Here is a 17,132-nt window from a genome sequence, read left to right as displayed (position 1 = left end):
ATAGCTACTCGCGCTTGCTGCATAAGCGCTGGAGCCATTTTTTGCTTAAAAAAACCGGCTTTTTTCTCCCTTTGGCGCTGCTTTGCGGCTGCGCCAGCGCGCCACCGCCCGGGCCCAGCACCTTGGCCCTGCCAGCGGCCTACAAAGAGGCGGCGGCCTACGCCAGCCTGTGGCAGCAGGCGCCAGCGCCCACCGCCGTGCCGGCGCAGTGGTGGCAGCTGTTTGCCGACCCGGTGCTCGACCAGCTGCAGGCGCAGGCGCAGCAAGACAGCCCCTCGCTGGCGCAAAGCCTGGCGCGCTGGCAGGCGGCGCAGGCGGCCCTGGGCACGGCCGAGGCCGCGCGCCTGCCCACCCTGGGCGCCAGCGCCAGCGGCCAGCGTGCACACAGCGCCAGCAGCGGCAGCAGCGGGAGCAGCGCCAGCCCGCAGGCCGCCACCAGCAACAGCTACAGCCTGGGCCTGAATGCGAGCTGGGAGCTTGATCTGTGGGGCCGCCTCTCGGCCAGCGCGGCGGCAGCCCAGGCCAGCGCCGAGGCCAGCCGCGCCGATCTGGCGGCGGCCCAGCTGTCGCTGCAGGCGCAGCTGGTGCAAAGCTATTTCTCCCTGCGCAACAGCGAGGCCCAGGCGCAGCTGCTGGCGCAAACCATCGACAGCTACGAGCGCAGCTGGCAGCTCACGCGCAACCGCCAGCGTGCCGGCCTGGTCAGCAGCGCCGACGTCGCCCAGGCCGAGGCCCAATACCGCAGCGCCCAGGCGCAGCTGCTGAGCACCCAGGCCAGCCGCGCCCAGTGGGAACATGCGCTGGCGGCGCTCGTCGGCCAGGCGCCGGCGGCCTTCAGCCTGGCGCCCAGCGCCGAGCTGCCCGCGCCGCCCGCTGTGCCGCCGCTGTTGCCTGCAGGGCTGTTGCAGGCGCGCCCGGACATTGCGGCCGCGCAGCAGCGCGTGGCGGCGGCGAATGCGCAAATCGGCGTCGCCCAGGCGGCGTTTTTCCCGGCGCTCACGCTCTCGGGCCAGCTGGGGCAGCGCAGCAGTACCTGGGCCCAGGTGTTCGATGCGCCCAGCCGTTTCTGGTCGCTGGGCCCGGCGCTGGCGTTGACCCTGTTCGACGGCGGCGCGCGCGCGGCCAGCGTGGCCTCGGCGCGCGCCAGCCAGGCCCAGGCCGAGGCCAGCTACCGCCAGGTGGTGCTGACCGCCCTGCAGGAGGTGGAAGACAACCTGAGCGCCGCCAGCGCCCTGGCGCAGCAACAGCAGCGCCAGCAGCAGGCGCTGGTGGCGGCGCAGCAGGCGCTGCAGGTGGCGCAGAACCAGTACCGCGCCGGCACCGTCGCCTACCTGAACGTGTTGAGCGCGCAAACCCAGGTGCTGACGACCGAGCGCAGCCTGCTCGATGTGCGCAACCAGCGCCTGGTGGCGGTGGGCACGCTGCTGAAAAACCTCGGCGGCCAGTGGCCGCAGGCCAGCAATCCGGCAGAGTTACCCAGTGGTGCCGCAGCGCCATGATCTTGAAACAAAAAATGGGAGAACCTTACGGTTGCGCACGGTGTCTTGGTTATTGTTGTCAACGCTGCCCCCGTACGATCGTTATCCAACTGTCTTTCAGGAGAGAACCATGCCCCGTATTTCCCGCAGCCTTACTGCCATGTCCGGCCTGTTGCTGGCCACCGCCTTGACGGCCTGCGCCGCCCAGCCCCAGCAGCATTACGAGCCTTATCCCCAGCAAGGGGGGTATCAGAGCTATCCGCAGCAGCAAGGGGGGTATCAGAGCTATCCGCAGCAGCAGGGGCCGCGTGCCGAATATGGCCGCATCTCCAACATTCAGACCGTGCAGGTGCCGCAAAGCAGCGGCAACACCTCGGGTGGCGGCGCCGTGCTCGGCGGCGTGGTCGGTGGCCTGCTCGGTAACCAGATTGGTGGTGGCAGCGGTCGCACGGCGGCCACGGTGCTCGGCGCCGTCGGCGGGGCAGTGGCTGGCAACGCCATTGAAGGCCGCATGAACCACGGCACGACGCAGAGCTACCGCATCACGGTGCAGCTCGACCAAGGCGGCTCGCGTGCCTACGACGTCAGCTCGCCTGGCGATTTGCGCACGGGCGACCGCGTGCGCCTGGTGGGCGGGCAGATTTCCCGCTATTGAGTGGTGAGTGCAGTGGCCGCTGCTCAGTGCAGCAGCGTACCGCCCGGGGCGCTGGGCTGGATGCGGAAAAAGCCCGCGCCCGCCGTGCCCCGGCCAATTTCTTCTTCAGTGGCTTCGCGCACGCCATGCACCTGTAGCGCCAGGCGCAGCGCAATGCCGGCGAGCGGGTGGTTGCCGTCGAGCACCACATGCTCGGGGTAGATGTCGGTCACGGTGTAGAGCGCTTCGCGCGGCGCTGCCGGGCTGCAGCCAGCGGGCAGGGCGCTGCCTTCAAAGGTAAAACCTTCTTCGAGCTCGGCCGGGAACAGGTTGCGCGGCTCCAGAAAAATCAGCTGTTCCTGGTAGTCGCCGAAAGCGTCCTCGGGCTCGAGGTGCAGGTTGACGCTGGCGCCACTGCCGTGGCCTTGTAGGGCCTCCTCGATGCGCACGAGCAAATCGTCGCCGCCAACGAGAAATTCCACCGGGGTGTCGAGCACGTCGAGCACCTCGCCCAAGGTGTCTTTCAAGGTCCAGGTCAGGGCGACCACGCATTGCTGTTTGATTTCCATAGGAGAATTGTCGCAGCTTGACCCATGCCCCTGCCCGGGGCTTTGAATTCTTATGTCCATCGACCAACCCCTGGCCTTGCTCGGCGGCCTCTCGCCGAGCCAATTCATGCAGCGCCACTGGCACAAAAAACCGCTGCTGGTGCGCCAGGCCATTGCCGGCTTTGCGCCGCCCGTGCTGCGCACCGAGCTGCTGGCCCTGGCCGGGCAGGAGGGCGTGGAGTCACGCCTGATTCAGCTGCAAGACGGCGGCGGCTGGACGCTGCGCCACGGCCCGTTTGCGCGCCGCAGCCTGCCAACGCTGCAAACCCCGCGCTGGACGGTGCTGGTGCAGGGCGTGGACTTGCACCACGAGGCGGTGCACGCGCTGATGCAGCAGTTTCGCTTCGTGCCCGAGGCGCGTCTGGACGATTTGATGATCAGCTACGCCACCGACGGCGGTGGCGTCGGCCCGCACTTTGACAGCTACGACGTGTTCCTGCTGCAAGCGCACGGCCGGCGCCGCTGGCGCATCGGACGGCAGAAAAACCTGCGTTTGCAAGAGGACGTGCCGCTCAGAATCCTGGCCGAATTCGAGCCCGAGGAGGAATATGTCCTCGAACCTGGCGACATGCTCTACCTGCCCCCGGGCTGGGCGCACGACGGCATTGCCGAGGGTGAGTGCATGACCTACTCCATCGGCTTTCGCTCGCCCGAGCGCGACGAAATGGCGCGCGAGCTGCTCTTGCGCCTGACGGACGAAGAAGAGTGCGACCTGAACCAGCATCCTGTGGTGTACCGCGACCCGCAGCAGGAGGCGGTGACGCACCCGGGCGCCATTCCGGCGGGGCTGCTCGACTTTGCGCGCCAGGCGCTGCAGCGCGCGCTGAACCAGCCGCTGGCGCTCGAACGTGCCTTGGGCGAGTACCTCTCGGAGCCCAAGGCCAACGTCTGGTTCGAGCCCGGCCCCGAGGGCCAGATGCTGGAAAACCTGCGCCTTGATAAACGCACGCGAATGCTCTATGACGACAAGCACATTTTCATCAACGGCGAGAGCTACCGCGCCAGCGGCCGCGACGCCACGCTGATGCGCCGCCTCGCCGATGCGCGCCGTCTGAGCGCCAAGGAACTGGCGCGTGCCAGCGACGAAGCGCTGGAGCTGCTGGCCTCCTGGTGCGATGCCGGCTGGGCGCATTCCGAGGCTTGAGGCAGCGCATGACCCCCAGCAGTACCCCGTTGCCCAGTGGCCGCTTCAGTGGCCGCGAGGATTTTCAGGCCCTGGTGAGGGCGGCGCTGGAGTGCGCTGGCGCGCAGGGCTGGCGCGAGCTGGTCTTGAGCGATGCCGATTTTTGGGATTGGCCTCTGGGCGAGGCTGCTGTGATCGAGGCGCTGACGGCCTGGGTGCGCCAAGGTCAACGGATCACGCTGCTGGCGCGTTCCTACGATGAAGTCGTGCGCCGGCATCCGCGTTTTGTGCGCTGGCGCAGCACTTGGGATCACAAAATCGTTTGCCGCCGCTGTGCGGGCAGCGCCCCCAGCGACGTACCCAGCCTGCTGTGGTCGCCGCAATGGGCGCTGCAGCGCCTCGATGCCGAGCGCTGCGTGGGCGTCAGTGGCGATGAGCCCGAGCGCCGCGTGCTGCTCAAGGAAAAAATCGACGAATGGTTGCTGCGCCGTAGCACCCCAGGTTTTCCTAGCACGACTTTGGGTTTGTGATTGTTGCGAATTGGCGAAAGTTTGCGTTTTGGGGGGGGGACTCCTTCTTTGAGTGAAACCCAGGATTGACAAAGTCCCTATAATACAAAGTTGAGTCAAATTCGCATTTTGCGACTCTGCCACGGCGACTGCGGCTGATGAGGCGGGCCGTTCTGGCATTTCATAAAGCTTTTTATCTCCTCTAAGGAAATTTGCAATGAACAAGTCTCTGGTTCTCGCCGCCGTGATCGCCGCTGCAGCCCTGGCCGCCTGCGGCAAGAAGGAAGAACCCGCACCGGCCCCGGCTGCTGCTCCTGCCGCTGAAGCGCCTGCTGCTGCTCCGGCTGCCGCTCCCGCTGCTGAAGCCCCGGCTGCCGCTCCGGCTGCTGCCGAAGCCGCTCCGGCTGCTGCTGAAGCTGCCAAGGGCGCTGCTGAAGAAGCCGCTGCCGCTGCCCCGGCTGCCGCTCCTGCTGCTGAAGAGAAGAAGTAATTGCTGCGCTGCCAGCCGCCCGCCTGCGGTGGGCGTCCTGGCAGGGTGGGCATGAAAAAACCCCCGGTCGCACCAGCGATTCGGGGGTTTTTTCATGCCTGCCCCAGTAGGGGCAGGGCCGGGATTATTTCAAGTCGTCGGTCAGCACCTTGACGATGCGGGCCGCGTTGGCCGAGTGGTCGGCGCCGCCGGCGGCGTTTTGCACCGTCACCAGGCTCTTGCCATCCTGGCTGCGCACCAGAACGCGGTACTTGAGGGGCGGCGTGGCCTTGTCGGAGCTAAAGAGCTTGCCAAAGAAGCCGGGGTCTTTCTTGCCCTCGCCCGGATCGACGTAGCGCACGAAGTACACGCCCTGGCTGCGGTCGCGGTCTTCGACGGTAAAGCCGGTGCGGTCGAGCGACAGGCCCACACGGCGCCAGGCGCGCTCGAAGTTCTCGTTGATTTCGATGGCCGGAGCGCCATCGACGGTGGTGGCGCGCGCCAGGCTCGGGCGCTGCACCGGCGCGGCCGCCAGGGCTTTGGCTTCTTCCTTGCCGACGCCGAGTTTGACCATCAAGCGGCGCAAAAAGGTGGCTTCAAGCTCGGGATCGACGGCGCGCGGCTGCCAGACGGTGGAATCCTTGTGCGCTGAGTTGTACACCTCCTCCATGCCCCGGTGGCTGATGTAGATGTCGGTGCTGCCGTCGGCATTGCGCTCCAGGCGGGTGCGGAATTTGTCGCGCTCGCCGGTGGAGTAGAGCGAATCGAACACCTTGCCGATGGTCTGGCGGATCACGTCCTGCGGCAGCTTCGCGCGGTTTTCGGCCCAATCGGTTTCCATGGTGCCGAGCTGCTGGTTTTCGCTCGTCAGCACAAAGCCGTTGTCGGTCCAGAACTCGCGCACCGGCTCCCACAGGGCGTCGCTCGGGCGCTTGACGACCAGCCAGCGCTGGTTGCCGTCGCGCTCCATGCGCACGTCGCCCAGGGTGCTGGGGGCGGTGCTGGCGCTGGCGGGTTTGGCGGCCTGGCCGGCCTGGAAGGCGGCAGCCGAGGCCGAGCCATCGGGCTGCAGGTAGCGCGTGTCGCGTGTGAGCTGGGTCAGGTCGGGGGGCACGTCCAGGGTCGAGCCCTTGGCGGCGCTTTTGTAGTCGATTTTGTCGCCTTCGAGCGAGGTGCTGGAGCAGGCGGTGAGGGCCAGGGCCAGGCCCAGCAGGCCCAGGCGGGAGCTTGTGTTCACGACGGCAATCCTTTGGGGGAAGTCGGAAAAAGAAAGAGGGGGTTCAGAGCAGGTTGGCCGCGCGCAGAGCACCTTCGACCACGGCGTGGTTGGCACTCGACAGCGGTGTCATCGGCAGGCGCATGGTGGGGCCGCACAGGCCCATGCGCGCCAGGGCCCATTTGACGGGGATGGGGTTGGCCTCGACGAACAGGTTTTTGTGCACCGGCATGAGCTGGAACTGGATTTGCATGGCGCGTTCGATGTTGCCGGCCAGGGCGGCCATGCACAGTTCGTGCATCAGGCGCGGGGCGACGTTGGCGGTGACGCTGATGTTGCCGTGGCCGCCGCAGAGCATGAGGGCGACGGCGGTCGGGTCGTCGCCCGAGTACACGCCAAAGCCCTGGGGCACGTCGCGGATGAGCCACTGCGCGCGTTCGATGTTGCCGGTGGCTTCCTTGATGCCGACCACGCCCGGCACCTGCGCCAGGCGCAGCACGGTGTCGTGCGCCATGTCGGCTACCGAGCGCCCGGGCACGTTGTACAGGATGATGGGCAGCTCGCCCGTGGCCTCGGCAATGGCCTTGAAGTGCTGGTACTGGCCCTCTTGCGTGGGCTTGTTGTAGTAGGGCACGACCTGCAGCTGGCTGCTGGCGCCCACTTTTTGTGCGTAGCGCGCCAGCTCAATCGCTTCGCGCGTCGAATTGGCGCCGCAGCCGGCCATGATGGGCGCGCGCCCGGCAGCTTGCTCGACGGCGACGCGGATGATTTCGCAATGCTCCTCGACGTCCACGGTGGGCGACTCGCCCGTGGTGCCGACGACGCCGATGCAGTCCGTGCCTTCCTGGACATGCCAGTCAATGAGTTTGCGCAAGGTGGGGTAGTCCACGCTGCCGTCTTCGTGCATGGGGGTGACGAGGGCGACGATGCTGCCTTTGAGGGAGACGCTGGAAGAGGTCATGTCCGAGGGTGAAAACGGAAAAAAAGCATTCTAACTAGAGCCGGTAGCAGGCCGGGGCCGGCGCTGTCCCTTCTGGGGCCGTAGTTTCACGCCGGGCGGCAATGCGCTGCACGCAGCGCGCCGGAGCGGCGAGAAAACCCTCCTCGTAGCCGTGCACGCGCAGGCCGGCGCAGGCTTGCAGCAGCTCGCCTGGGCGCAGCAGAAATTCGGGCCGCGCCGGGCGGCCAAAAGCTTCGTTGCCCTGGGCAAAGGTTTCGTACAGCAGCAGGCCCCCGGGGGCCAGGCTGGCGATGAGCGTGGGCAGCAGTGGGCGCCAGAGGTAGTTGGTCACGAGCACGCAGTCGAACTGCCGCCCGGCCAGGGGCCAGGGGCCGGCTTCCAGATCGGCCTCGATGGCTTCAGCCCATTGTGCTATTGAATTGATAGCTGCTTGCGCTTTATCTACGCCCGTTACGGTGTGATTTCGTTCATAAAACCAGCGCAAATGGCGGCCGCTGCCGCAGGCCACGTCGAGCACGCTCGCGCCTGCGGGCAGCAGCGCGCCCCAGTGCGTGATCCAGGGTGAAGGGGGTGGCAGGGTGGACATCAAAAGCATGACCAAAGTTGATCGGCCAGCGTCAGCATGAACGCGGGCTGCAGGTACAGGGCAAACACCGCCAGCAGCACCAGCAGCACGGCCAACCAGAGCAGGGCGCGGCGCATCTCAGGCTCCTTGCGCTGCGGCGGCCAGGGCCGGGCGTGCTACGGCGTGCTCGCGAATCGGCAGGCACAGCAGTCCGGCGAGCAGGCCCAGGGCAATCGCCAGGTACCAGACGATGTGGTAGCTGCCCGTGGTGTCATACAGGTAGCCGCCGAGCCAGACGCCCAAAAAGCTGCCGATCTGGTGGCTGAAGAAGGCAAAGCCGCTGAGCATGGACAGGTGCTGCACGCCAAACATCTGCGCCACCGTGGCGTTGGTGGGCGGCACGGTCGATAGCCACAGCACGCCCATGACCGCCGAGAACACATAGACCGACAGCGGCGTGATCGGCAGCAGCAAAAACACCGAGATGCACACCGCCCGCGCCAGATAGATGAAGGCCAGGATGTGGCGCTTGCCCATGCGTTGGCCCAGGGCGCCGGAGAAATACGTGCCAAAAACGTTGAACAGGCCGATCAGCGCCAGGGCCATGCTGGCCACCTGCGGCGCCAGGCCCTGGTCTTTGAGGAAACTGGGCATGTGCACGCCAATGAACACCACCTGAAAGCCGCAGACGAAGTAGCTCGCCGTCAGCAGCATGAAGCTGGGGTGGCGCAGCGCCTGCGCAAAAGCCTGGCCGGCGCTTTGGCTGCGCGGTGCGCTGCTACCCTGGGCGCTGGCGTGAAAGCCGGGCTCGCGCAGTCCCCAGGCCAGGGGGGCGATCAATAGCGCCATCGCCGCCAGCGCCAGCAGCGCGTTTTGCCACCCCAGCTGGGCGATGAACTGGCCTTCGAGCGGCACCATCAGAAACTGCCCGAACGAGCCCGCCGCTGCTGCTACGCCCATGGCCCAGGAGCGGCGCTCGGGCGCAATCTGGCGCCCGAGAACGCCGTAGATCACGGCGTAGGTGGTGCAGGACTGGGCGGCGCCGATGAGCACGCCCGTGGTCAGCGCAAACAGCAGCGGCGTGGGCGCGAATGCCATGCCCACCAGCCCCAGCGCGTACAGCAGCGCCCCCACCAGCAGCACGCGAAAAGCGCCAAAGCGGTCCGCCGCCATGCCGCCCAGAATGCCAAACAGGCCCCAGGAGAGGTTTTGCACCGCCATCGCCAGGGCAAAGGTCTGGCGCGGCCAGCCCATGTCCTGCGTGATGGGCTGCAGCCACAGGCCAAAGCCGTGGCGAATGCCCATGGACAGGGTGACGACACCGGCACCGCAGGCCAGTACCTGCAGCATGGAGAGTTTTTTGGCGTTGCTATGCATACGCACGAATGTAACGAAAACCAGCCTGCCTTGCTGTCACTTGGTGATACGAAACTGGTTAAACGTACAGCCTTAGAATGCGCGCCCATGGCAGTCAAACCCACCACCGCACCCGCATATTCCGAAGGCTCGATCCGCGTCCTCAAGGGCCTGGAGCCCGTCAAGCAGCGCCCGGGCATGTACACCCGCACCGACAACCCCTTGCACATCATCCAGGAGGTGCTGGACAACGCCGCCGACGAGGCGCTGGCCGGTTTCGGCAAGAAGATCAAGGTCACGCTGCACCAGGACGGCTCGGTCAGCGTGGAGGACGATGGCCGCGGCATCCCCTTCGGCCTGCACCCCGAGGAGGGCGCGCCGGTGGTCGAGCTGGTCTTCACCCGCCTGCACGCGGGCGGCAAGTTCGACAAAGGCCAGGGCGGCGCCTACAGCTTCTCGGGCGGCCTGCACGGCGTGGGGGTGAGCGTGACCAATGCCCTCTCCACCCGCCTGGAGGTGGCCACGCACCGCGAGGGCCAGGTAGCGCGCCTGGCCTTTGCCGCTGGCGACGTGGTCGAGCCCCTGGCAGCGCGCCCCCTGGAGCCGGGCGAGCGCAAGCAGGGCACCACCGTGCGCGCCTGGCCCGATGCGAAATACTTTGAATCCGCCCAACTGCCCCTGGGTGAATTGACGCACCTGCTGCGCAGCAAGGCCGTGCTCATGCCCGGCGTGGCCGTGACCCTGGTGAACGAAAAAACCCGCGAGCAGCAGAGCTGGCAGTACAAGGGCGGCCTGAGCGACTACCTGGCGCAGACCTTGAGCGCCGACCCGGTCATCCCCCTGTTTGCGGGCGAGGGCTTTGCCGGCAGCAGCGACGACAGCTTTGCCGAAGGCGAAGGTGCCACCTGGGCCGTGGCCTTTACCGAAGAGGGCGCCGTGGTGCGCGAGAGCTACGTCAACCTCATCCCCACCAGCGCCGGCGGAACGCACGACAGCGGCCTGCGCGACGGCCTGTTTCAGGCCGTCAAGGGCTTTATCGAGCTGCATTCGCTTTTACCGAAGGGCGTGAAACTGATGCCCGAGGACGTGTTTGCACGCGCCAGCTACGTGCTCTCGGCCAAGGTGCTCGACCCGCAATTCCAGGGCCAGATCAAGGAGCGCCTGAACTCGCGCGACGCCGTGCGGCTGGTGAGCAGCTTCGTCAAACCGGCGCTGGAGCTGTGGCTGAACCAGCATGTGGACTACGGCAAGAAGCTGGCGGAGCTGGCCATCAAGGCCGCGCAAACGCGCCAGAGGGCCGGGCAGAAGGTGGAGAAGAAAAAAGGCTCCGGCGTGGCCGTGTTGCCCGGCAAACTCACCGACTGCGAAAGCCGCGACATCGCCTACAACGAGGTGTTTCTGGTGGAAGGCGACAGCGCCGGCGGCAGCGCCAAGATGGGCCGCGACAAGGAGACGCAGGCCGTGCTGCCGCTGCGCGGCAAGGTGCTCAACACCTGGGAGGTGGAGCGCGACCTGCTGTTCAAGAACAACGAGGTGCACGATATTTCGGTGGCCATCGGCGTCGATCCGCACGGGCCGCAAGACCAGCCCGATTTGAGCGGCCTGCGCTACGGCAAGATTTGCATCTTGAGTGATGCCGACGTGGACGGCGCGCACATCCAGGTGCTGCTGCTCACGCTGTTCTTCCGCCACTTCCCCAAGCTGATCGAGACCGGGCACATCTACGTGGCCCGCCCGCCGCTCTACCGCGTGGACATCCCGGCGCGCGGCAAAAAGCCTGCCGCCAAGCTCTATGCGCTCGATGAAGGCGAGTTGGAGGCCATCCTCGACAAGGCCGCCAAGGACGGCGTGGCGCGCGAGAAATGCCAGATCAGCCGCTTCAAGGGCCTGGGCGAGATGAACGCCGAGCAGCTGTGGGACACCACGCTCAACCCCGACACGCGCCGCCTCCTGCCCGTGCAGCTGGGCGCGCTCGATTTTGCCGCCACCGAGGGGCTCATCACCAAACTCATGGGCAAAGGCGAAGCCGCTTCGCGCCGCGAGCTGATGGAGCTGCATGGGGATGCGGTGGAGGTGGATGTGTGAGCGCCTTGCGGGCCGCACATTGACGCACAGCACACAGGCACCGACATGACCCGCCCCTCCCATTTCGACCCTGCCCCCCTGGGCTACGCCACGCTGCTGGCGGACGTCAAGCAGCGCGTGCAGCGCGCGCAAGTGCGCGCCATGCTGGCGGTGAATGCCGAGCTGATCCGCCTGTACTGGGAGATTGGCCAGGTGATTGACCTGCGCCAGCAGCAGGAAGGTTGGGGTAGTGCCGTCATACCCCGGCTGGCGCGCGACTTGCACAATGAGTTGCCCGAAGAGAAGGGATTTTCAGAGCGCAACATCAAGCAGATGCTGGCGTTTTACCGTGAATATGCACACCTGCAGTTGGTGCCACAGCCTGCGGCACAAATTCAGACCTCTGCAAAAGTGCAACCGCCGGTTGCACTATTTCCCGCCGAACTGGTGCTGGCCTTGCCCTGGAGCCACCACGCCATCCTGATGGCCAAGCTCAAAGACCTGCCCACGCGCCGGTGGTATATGCAGGCGGCTCTGGAAAATGGCTGGAGCCGCAACATTCTGGTGATGCAAATCGAATCGGCGGCGCACCATCGCTGGGGTCGCGCCGCGAGCAACTTTGCTCTGCGCCTGACGCAGGCCGTCCGCCAATCCATCGACGCCCGCCGCCGTGCAGCGCACTTGCTGGATGCCGCCCGCCGCGCCGTGGAAATCGCCATCGAAGACTCCGAAGCCGCTGCGCTGGCATTCCTGGAGCATGCGCGATGAAAAAACCCGCAAGGCGCGATGTGTCCATCACCCGCTCGTCCGCTGCCGAGTACCTGACCTTCATCGCCGCCACGGGCAGTGGCGGCGTGGAGGCGGTGTATGCCGATGAGAGCATCTGGCTGACGCAGAAGATGATGGCGGCGCTTTATGACGTGGATGTTCGTACCGTCAACTACCACCTGAAAAAGATATTTGCCGATAGCGAGCTGCAGGAATCGGCAGTTATCCAAAAATTTCGGATAACTGCCGCCGACGGCAAGGGCTACGACACCCTGCACTACCGCCTCCCTGCCACCATTGCCGTGGGCTACAAGGTCAATTCCGAACGGGCTGTGCAGTTTCGCAAATGGGCCACGCAGGTGATCGAGGAATACACGATCAAGGCCTATGTCATGGACGATGAGCGCATCAAAAGCGGCGGCTCCATCCTGACCGAGCAGTATTTTGAAGAGCAGTTGCAGCGCGTGCGCGAGATTCGGCTCTCGGAGCGCAAGTTCTATCAAAAAATCACCGACATCTACGCCACGGCCATTGACTACGACGTGAGCGCCAAGGCCACGCAACGCTTTTTCGCCACGGTGCAGAACAAGCTGCACTGGGCCATTCATGGCCAGACGGCGGCAGAGGTCATTTACCACCGCGCCGATGCCGGCCAGCAGCACATGGGCCTTGCTACCTGGAAGGACGGCCCGCACGGCAAGATTCAGAAATTCGACGTGGTGGTTGCCAAAAACTACCTGAGCGAAGACGAAATGGGGCAGCTTTCGCGGCTGGTGAATGCCTACCTGGACGTGGCCGAGGACATGGCGCTGCGCAAAATGCCCATGACCATGCAGGACTGGGAGTCGCGCCTGAACCGATTCATCGCCGCGACCGACCGCGAGGTGCTGCAGGACGCCGGCAAAGTCACCGCCGAAATCGCCCGCGCCCATGCGGAAAGCGAATTCGAGAAATACCGCACCGTGCAAGACCGCCTGTTCCAGAGCGACTTTGACCGGCTGCTCCAAAGCCTTCCACCCAGCCCCTGTCCTGAAAAATAACAGTCTTTTTGGCCTCTGGCCCTTGTGTAGCAAGCGCAAACAGCTATCAATTTTGAAGCATGAACGACCAATCCACCCTTGACCTTCCGGCCGCCGATGCCGCCCCCGACGACAGCCTGGGCCACTACGCCCAGCGCGCCTACCTGGAATACGCCCTCTCCGTCGTCAAGGGCCGGGCGCTGCCCGATGTGTGCGACGGCATGAAGCCCGTGCAGCGGCGCATCCTCTACGCCATGCAGCAAATGGGCCTGTCCTACAGCGGGCCCAACAACAACACCCCCGCCAAGCCGGTGAAAAGCGCGCGCGTGGTGGGCGATGTGCTGGGGCGTTTCCACCCGCACGGCGACCAGTCGGCCTACGACGCGCTGGTGCGGCTGGCGCAGGACTTCAACCAGCGTTACCCGCTGATCGACGGCCAGGGCAACTTCGGCAGCCGCGATGGCGATGGCGCGGCGGCCATGCGCTACACCGAGGCGCGGCTGGCCAAAATCAGCGGCCTGTTGCTCGATGAGATCGGCATGGGCACGGTGGACTTCCAGCCCAACTACGACGGCTCGACCGAGGAGCCGCGCCAGCTGCCCGCACGCCTGCCGTTTGCGCTCTTGAACGGCGCCAGCGGCATCGCCGTGGGCCTGGCCACCGAGATCCCCAGCCACAACCTGCGCGAGGTGGCCGACGCCTGCGTGGCGCTGGTCAAGAACCCGCAGCTCCCCGACGATGAGCTGTTCACGCTGATTCCCGGCCCCGACTACCCCGGTGGCGGGCAGATCATCAGCAGCAACTCCGACATCCAGGACGCCTACCGCAGCGGGCGCGGCAGCCTGAAGGTGCGCGCGCGCTGGAAGATCGAGGAGCTGGCACGCGGCCAGTGGCAGCTGGTGGTGACGGAGCTGCCGCCGGGCGTGTCGGCGCAGCGTGTGCTCGAAGAGATCGAGGACATCACCAACCCCAAGGTCAAGACCGGCAAGAAGGCGCTGACGCAGGAGCAAACCCAGCTCAAGGCCGCCCTGCTGGCCGTGCTCGACGGCGTGCGCGACGAGTCGAGCAAGGACGCGCCCGTGCGCATCGTCTTCGAGCCCAAGACCGGCAAGGTGCCGCAGCAAGAACTCATTACCGCGCTGCTGGCGCACACCAGCCTGGAGACTTCCGCGCCCATCAACCTGACCCTGGTGGGCATCGACGGCAGGCCGGTGCAAAAAAGCCTGCGCCAGATGCTGCTGGAGTGGGTAGCTTTCCGCCAGCAGACGATTACGCGGCGCTCGCAGCATCGCCTCTCCAAGGTGCTCGACCGCATCCACATCCTGGAGGGGCGCCAGCTTGTCTTGCTCAATATCGACGAGGTGATCGCCATCATCCGCGCGGCCGACGAGCCCAAGGCGGCGCTCATCGCCCGCTTTAACTTGAGCGAGCGCCAGGCCGAGGACATCCTCGAAATCCGCCTGCGCCAGTTGGCACGGCTCGAAGCCATCAAGATCGAGCAGGAACTCTCCGAGCTGCGCAAGGAGCAGGGCCAGCTCGAAGACATCCTCGCCAACCCGGCCTCGCTGCGGCGGCTGATGGTCAAGGAGATCGAGGCAGACGCCAAGCAGTTTGCCGACGCACGCCGCACGCTGATCCAGGCGGAGAAAAAAGTCGTCGCCGAAGTGAAGGTGGTGGACGAGCCGACCACCGTGGTGGTGTCGCAAAAGGGCTGGGTGCGCACGCGCCAGGGCCATGGGCACGCGGCGGACAGTTTCGCCTTCAAGGCGGGCGACGGGCTTTACGGCACGTTTGAATGCCGCACGGTCGATCAGCTCATCGTCTTGGGCAGCAATGGCCGGCTGTACTCCGTGCCCGTGGCGCAACTGCCCGGTGGCCGGGGCGACGGCCAGCCGGTGACGACGCTGATCGAGCTCGAAGCCGGCACGCAGATCGCGCATTACTTTGCCGGGCCGCTGGCGGCGCAGCTGCTGCTCTCGGGCTCGGGCGGCTATGGCTTTATCGCCAGCGTGGAGGGCATGGTCTCGCGCAACAAGGCGGGCAAGGCCTTTGTGAGCCTGAATGAGGGCGAAACCCTGTGCGCGCCCTCGCTGGTGTCCTGGGGCGATGATTTGAATCAAAAAACGCCTCCAGCGCAGACAGAGCAAGCGCTAGCAGCTATTAATTTTGTAGCAGCAACGCATGTGGCCTGCGCTTCGGTGGGCGGGCGCATCCTCACCTTTGAGATCACCGAACTCAAGCGCATGGACAAGGGCGGGCGCGGCCTGATGCTGCTGGCGCTGGAGGAGGGCGACCGCCTCGCCGGCGCGGCGGCCTACACGCGCAGCGTGCGCATCACGGGCCTGGGGCGCGGCGGCAAGGAGCGCGAGGAGCAGCTCGAAATCCGCAGCCTGAACAATGCCCGCGCCCCGCGTGCTCGCAAGGGCAAGGCGGCAGACCTGGGCTTCAAGCCGCAGGCGGTGGTGCGGGTGCAGTAGGGTTGGTCTTCTAGTTGATGCAGCGCAAGGCCGGCTAGATTCGGCTCTGCCATGGTTCAAGGCACGTGAGTACCGCATCGCATTAAAAAGGAGGATCCCCATGCCGCAACTTCGTATGGCTCACAAACTGTGGGTCGCTGTGATCGCCATCGTCATCGCCCTGGTGGCGGTGGTGGGCTTTTCGGGTTACCGCACAGCCAAATCCCAGGCCCATGCCGAGGCTTCGGCGCGGGCCATGAATGCCAAGATTGAAGCTGCGCTGCGCTGGGTGGGGCTGACGGAAACCAACGCCGCGCGCACTTTGTCGCTGGTGGTCAGTAGCGAAGCCCAGCTGGCGGTGCAGTTCAAGGAGGCCATTCCGGCCACGTCGGCGCAGATCAGCGAGATCCAGAAAAATATTGAGGCCATGCAGCCGAGCGAGGCCGACAAAGCCCAGCTGGACAAGATTGCAGCGGCGCGCAAAGCCATGCTGGAGCTGCGCACCGAGGCCACACGCCTCAAAGATGCCGGCCAGGCCACAGAGGCTGGCGCCCTGGTGCGGCAGTCGTACCAACCGGCCGTGGCAGCCTATGTGCAGACCTTGCGTGATTTTGTCGATTTGCAAAAAAAGCAGGCCGACGAGCGCGCCCAGGAAATTGCCGCCAACCGCCTGCTGACGGTGAAAATCGCTGCCGCCGTCGTCGGCCTTTTGATCTTGCTGATCGTGGGCGGGGCGTTTTTTCTCATTGGCAGCATCGAGCGCCCCTTGGCCCAGGCCCAGGCCCTGGCCGAGCGCATTGCCGGTGGTGACCTGAGCGAGCAGCAGAACGTCATGCGTGGCGATGAGTTTGGCGCCTTGCTGCGTGCGCTCTACACCATGAGCGCATCGCTGGCGCGCATGGTTGGGCAGGTGCGCCAGAGCACCGACAGCATCGCCACCGCCAGCGCCGAGATCGCCACTGGTAACCACGACCTGTCGGCGCGTACCGAGCACACATCGAGCAATCTGCAGGAGACGGCGGCGGCCATGGAGCAGTTCTCCAGCACCTTGCAGCACAGCGCCAGCAGCGCGCGCCAGGCCAGCAGCCTGGCCGCGAGTGCCAGCGACGTGGCGCGCCGGGGCGGCGAGGTGGTGGGCCAGGTGGTGACGACCATGCAAGACATTCACCACAGCAGCCAGAAGATTGCCGACATCATCGGCGTGATCGACGGCATTGCCTTCCAAACCAACATCCTGGCGCTCAACGCCGCCGTCGAGGCCGCGCGCGCAGGCGAGCAAGGCAGAGGCTTTGCCGTGGTGGCGGGCGAGGTGCGCAGCCTCGCCGGGCGCAGCGCCGAGGCGGCCAAAGAAATCAAGCAGCTCATCAGCGCCAGCGTCGAGCGCGTCGATAGCGGCTCGCGCCTGGTCGAATCGGCTGGCAGCACCATGCAGGAAGTGGTGCAGGCCGTGCAGCGCGTGACCGACATGATTGGCGAGATCACCGCCGCCTCGACCGAGCAGAGCACCGGCGTGGCCCAGGTCAACCAGGCCGTGGGCCAGCTCGATCAGATGACGCAGCAAAACGCCGCCCTGGTCGAGCAAAGCGCCGCCGCCGCGCAAAGCCTGCGCGAGCAGGCCGAGCAGCTGGCGCAGGCCGTGGCCGTGTTCAAGGTCGCCGCTGGTGCGCAGATGGCTTTTGCTGCCCCCCGCGCGGCTGCTGTCCCCCGCCCTGCGCCCATGGCCCGGCCCACGGCTGCGCGCCCAGCCGTGGCTTCTTCGGCGCCCAAAAAATCCAAAAACCCAAGCCTGGCGGCTACTCCATCGACGGCACCATCGGCGGCACCTTTGGCGGCGCCCAAAATTGCGGCCAAGGCGACTGACGACGGTGATTGGGAGAGCTTTTAACCGGCCAAGGTAAAGATCGAA

At 65.9% G+C, this 17,132-nt stretch carries 16 protein-coding genes; 11 read left to right on the top strand and 5 right to left on the bottom strand.

Translation table 11 applies throughout. The features are described from left to right. Window positions 1-41 precede the first annotated feature (41 nt). Both G7045_RS09205 and G7045_RS09200 read left to right on the top strand, forming a co-directional pair. Window positions 42-1,499 carry an efflux transporter outer membrane subunit gene (locus tag G7045_RS09205; protein ID WP_370521607.1) on the top strand — a complete coding sequence of 486 codons (1,458 nt, stop codon included), beginning with the start codon at window positions 42-44 and terminating at the stop codon, window positions 1,497-1,499. Window positions 1,500-1,608: 109 nt separating this feature from the next. Next, window positions 1,609-2,133, top strand: a complete 525-nt coding sequence (locus G7045_RS09200) for a glycine zipper 2TM domain-containing protein (RefSeq protein WP_166159352.1) — start codon at window positions 1,609-1,611, stop codon at window positions 2,131-2,133. 23 nt (window positions 2,134-2,156) lie between these two features. Here G7045_RS09200 and G7045_RS09195 read toward each other — a convergent pair whose 3' ends face one another. Beyond that, on the bottom strand, window positions 2,157-2,681 hold the full coding sequence (locus G7045_RS09195) for a peptidylprolyl isomerase (RefSeq protein WP_166159351.1): 525 nt from the start codon (window positions 2,679-2,681) through the stop codon (window positions 2,157-2,159). 52 nt (window positions 2,682-2,733) lie between these two features. Between G7045_RS09195 and G7045_RS09190 the strand changes: the two genes are divergently transcribed. The 3 genes from G7045_RS09190 to G7045_RS09180 all read left to right on the top strand — a co-directional run bounded on the left by G7045_RS09190 (window position 2,734) and on the right by G7045_RS09180 (window position 4,842). Further along, window positions 2,734-3,864 carry a cupin domain-containing protein gene (locus G7045_RS09190; protein WP_166159350.1) on the top strand — a complete coding sequence of 377 codons (1,131 nt, stop codon included), beginning with the start codon at window positions 2,734-2,736 and terminating at the stop codon, window positions 3,862-3,864. Between the two features lie 8 nt (window positions 3,865-3,872). Continuing rightward, on the top strand, window positions 3,873-4,373 hold the full coding sequence (locus G7045_RS09185) for a hypothetical protein (protein ID WP_166159349.1): 501 nt from the start codon (window positions 3,873-3,875) through the stop codon (window positions 4,371-4,373). Window positions 4,374-4,569: 196 nt separating this feature from the next. Next, window positions 4,570-4,842 (top strand): hypothetical protein, encoded by a 273-nt coding sequence (locus G7045_RS09180; RefSeq protein ID WP_166159348.1) that lies wholly within the window; start codon window positions 4,570-4,572, stop codon window positions 4,840-4,842. A gap of 124 nt (window positions 4,843-4,966) precedes the next feature. On the opposite strand, the gene bamC is transcribed toward G7045_RS09180, so the two are convergent. The 4 genes from bamC to G7045_RS09160 all read right to left on the bottom strand — a co-directional run bounded on the left by bamC (window position 4,967) and on the right by G7045_RS09160 (window position 8,940). Beyond that, a complete protein-coding gene (gene bamC, locus G7045_RS09175; protein ID WP_166159347.1) occupies window positions 4,967-6,058 on the bottom strand; it encodes an outer membrane protein assembly factor BamC in 1,092 nt (363 codons plus the stop codon). 43 nt (window positions 6,059-6,101) lie between these two features. Beyond that, window positions 6,102-6,998: a 4-hydroxy-tetrahydrodipicolinate synthase gene (dapA, locus tag G7045_RS09170; RefSeq protein WP_166159346.1), complete on the bottom strand. Its 897-nt coding sequence runs from the start codon at window positions 6,996-6,998 to the stop codon at window positions 6,102-6,104. Window positions 6,999-7,032: 34 nt separating this feature from the next. Then, window positions 7,033-7,584 (bottom strand): bifunctional 2-polyprenyl-6-hydroxyphenol methylase/3-demethylubiquinol 3-O-methyltransferase UbiG, encoded by a 552-nt coding sequence (locus G7045_RS09165; RefSeq protein ID WP_166160415.1) that lies wholly within the window; start codon window positions 7,582-7,584, stop codon window positions 7,033-7,035. 117 nt (window positions 7,585-7,701) lie between these two features. Then, window positions 7,702-8,940, bottom strand: a complete 1,239-nt coding sequence (locus G7045_RS09160) for an MFS transporter (protein WP_166159345.1) — start codon at window positions 8,938-8,940, stop codon at window positions 7,702-7,704. Window positions 8,941-9,027: 87 nt separating this feature from the next. Between G7045_RS09160 and G7045_RS09155 the strand changes: the two genes are divergently transcribed. The 6 genes from G7045_RS09155 (at window position 9,028) to G7045_RS09135 (ending at window position 17,111) form a co-directional block, all read left to right on the top strand. Further along, entirely contained in the window at window positions 9,028-11,004 is a 1,977-nt protein-coding gene (locus G7045_RS09155; RefSeq protein WP_166159344.1) for a DNA topoisomerase IV subunit B, read from the top strand. A 45-nt stretch (window positions 11,005-11,049) separates the two neighbouring features. Continuing rightward, a complete protein-coding gene (locus G7045_RS09150; protein ID WP_166159343.1) occupies window positions 11,050-11,751 on the top strand; it encodes a DUF1016 N-terminal domain-containing protein in 702 nt (233 codons plus the stop codon). Further along, on the top strand, window positions 11,748-12,791 hold the full coding sequence (locus tag G7045_RS09145; protein WP_166159342.1) for a virulence RhuM family protein: 1,044 nt from the start codon (window positions 11,748-11,750) through the stop codon (window positions 12,789-12,791). The genes G7045_RS09150 and G7045_RS09145 overlap by 4 nt, the downstream gene beginning before the upstream one ends. Beyond that, window positions 12,788-12,847 carry a DUF1010 domain-containing protein gene (locus G7045_RS14945; RefSeq protein ID WP_370521765.1) on the top strand — a complete coding sequence of 20 codons (60 nt, stop codon included), beginning with the start codon at window positions 12,788-12,790 and terminating at the stop codon, window positions 12,845-12,847. The genes G7045_RS09145 and G7045_RS14945 overlap by 4 nt, the downstream gene beginning before the upstream one ends. 3 nt (window positions 12,848-12,850) lie before the next feature. Further along, window positions 12,851-15,247, top strand: a complete 2,397-nt coding sequence (gene parC, locus G7045_RS09140; RefSeq protein WP_166159341.1) for a DNA topoisomerase IV subunit A — start codon at window positions 12,851-12,853, stop codon at window positions 15,245-15,247. A 100-nt stretch (window positions 15,248-15,347) separates the two neighbouring features. Then, window positions 15,348-17,111 (top strand): methyl-accepting chemotaxis protein, encoded by a 1,764-nt coding sequence (locus tag G7045_RS09135; RefSeq protein ID WP_166159340.1) that lies wholly within the window; start codon window positions 15,348-15,350, stop codon window positions 17,109-17,111. Window positions 17,112-17,132: the final 21 nt, after the last annotated feature.

Source organism: Acidovorax sp. HDW3 (genome assembly GCF_011303755.1).
GTDB lineage: Bacteria > Pseudomonadota > Gammaproteobacteria > Burkholderiales > Burkholderiaceae_C > Paenacidovorax.
The sequence above is the reverse complement of the archived record's forward strand: the minus strand, read 5'-3'. Positions and strand labels throughout refer to the sequence as shown.

What these genes read in the sequence shown, in the direction of transcription:
- G7045_RS09135 (WP_166159340.1), top strand. Translation starts at nt 15,348, where the DNA reads ATGCCGCAACTTCGTATGGCTCACAAACTGTGGGTCGCTGTGATCGCC.
- G7045_RS09150 (WP_166159343.1), top strand. Translation starts at nt 11,050, where the DNA reads ATGACCCGCCCCTCCCATTTCGACCCTGCCCCCCTGGGCTACGCCACG.
- G7045_RS09145 (WP_166159342.1), top strand. Translation starts at nt 11,748, where the DNA reads ATGAAAAAACCCGCAAGGCGCGATGTGTCCATCACCCGCTCGTCCGCT.
- G7045_RS09180 (WP_166159348.1), top strand. Translation starts at nt 4,570, where the DNA reads ATGAACAAGTCTCTGGTTCTCGCCGCCGTGATCGCCGCTGCAGCCCTG.
- parC (WP_166159341.1), top strand. Translation starts at nt 12,851, where the DNA reads ATGAACGACCAATCCACCCTTGACCTTCCGGCCGCCGATGCCGCCCCC.
- G7045_RS09185 (WP_166159349.1), top strand. Translation starts at nt 3,873, where the DNA reads ATGACCCCCAGCAGTACCCCGTTGCCCAGTGGCCGCTTCAGTGGCCGC.
- G7045_RS09160 (WP_166159345.1), bottom strand. Translation starts at nt 8,940, where the DNA reads ATGCATAGCAACGCCAAAAAACTCTCCATGCTGCAGGTACTGGCCTGC.
- dapA (WP_166159346.1), bottom strand. Translation starts at nt 6,998, where the DNA reads ATGACCTCTTCCAGCGTCTCCCTCAAAGGCAGCATCGTCGCCCTCGTC.
- G7045_RS09165 (WP_166160415.1), bottom strand. Translation starts at nt 7,584, where the DNA reads ATGTCCACCCTGCCACCCCCTTCACCCTGGATCACGCACTGGGGCGCG.
- G7045_RS09190 (WP_166159350.1), top strand. Translation starts at nt 2,734, where the DNA reads ATGTCCATCGACCAACCCCTGGCCTTGCTCGGCGGCCTCTCGCCGAGC.
- G7045_RS09200 (WP_166159352.1), top strand. Translation starts at nt 1,609, where the DNA reads ATGCCCCGTATTTCCCGCAGCCTTACTGCCATGTCCGGCCTGTTGCTG.
- G7045_RS09155 (WP_166159344.1), top strand. Translation starts at nt 9,028, where the DNA reads ATGGCAGTCAAACCCACCACCGCACCCGCATATTCCGAAGGCTCGATC.
- G7045_RS09195 (WP_166159351.1), bottom strand. Translation starts at nt 2,681, where the DNA reads ATGGAAATCAAACAGCAATGCGTGGTCGCCCTGACCTGGACCTTGAAA.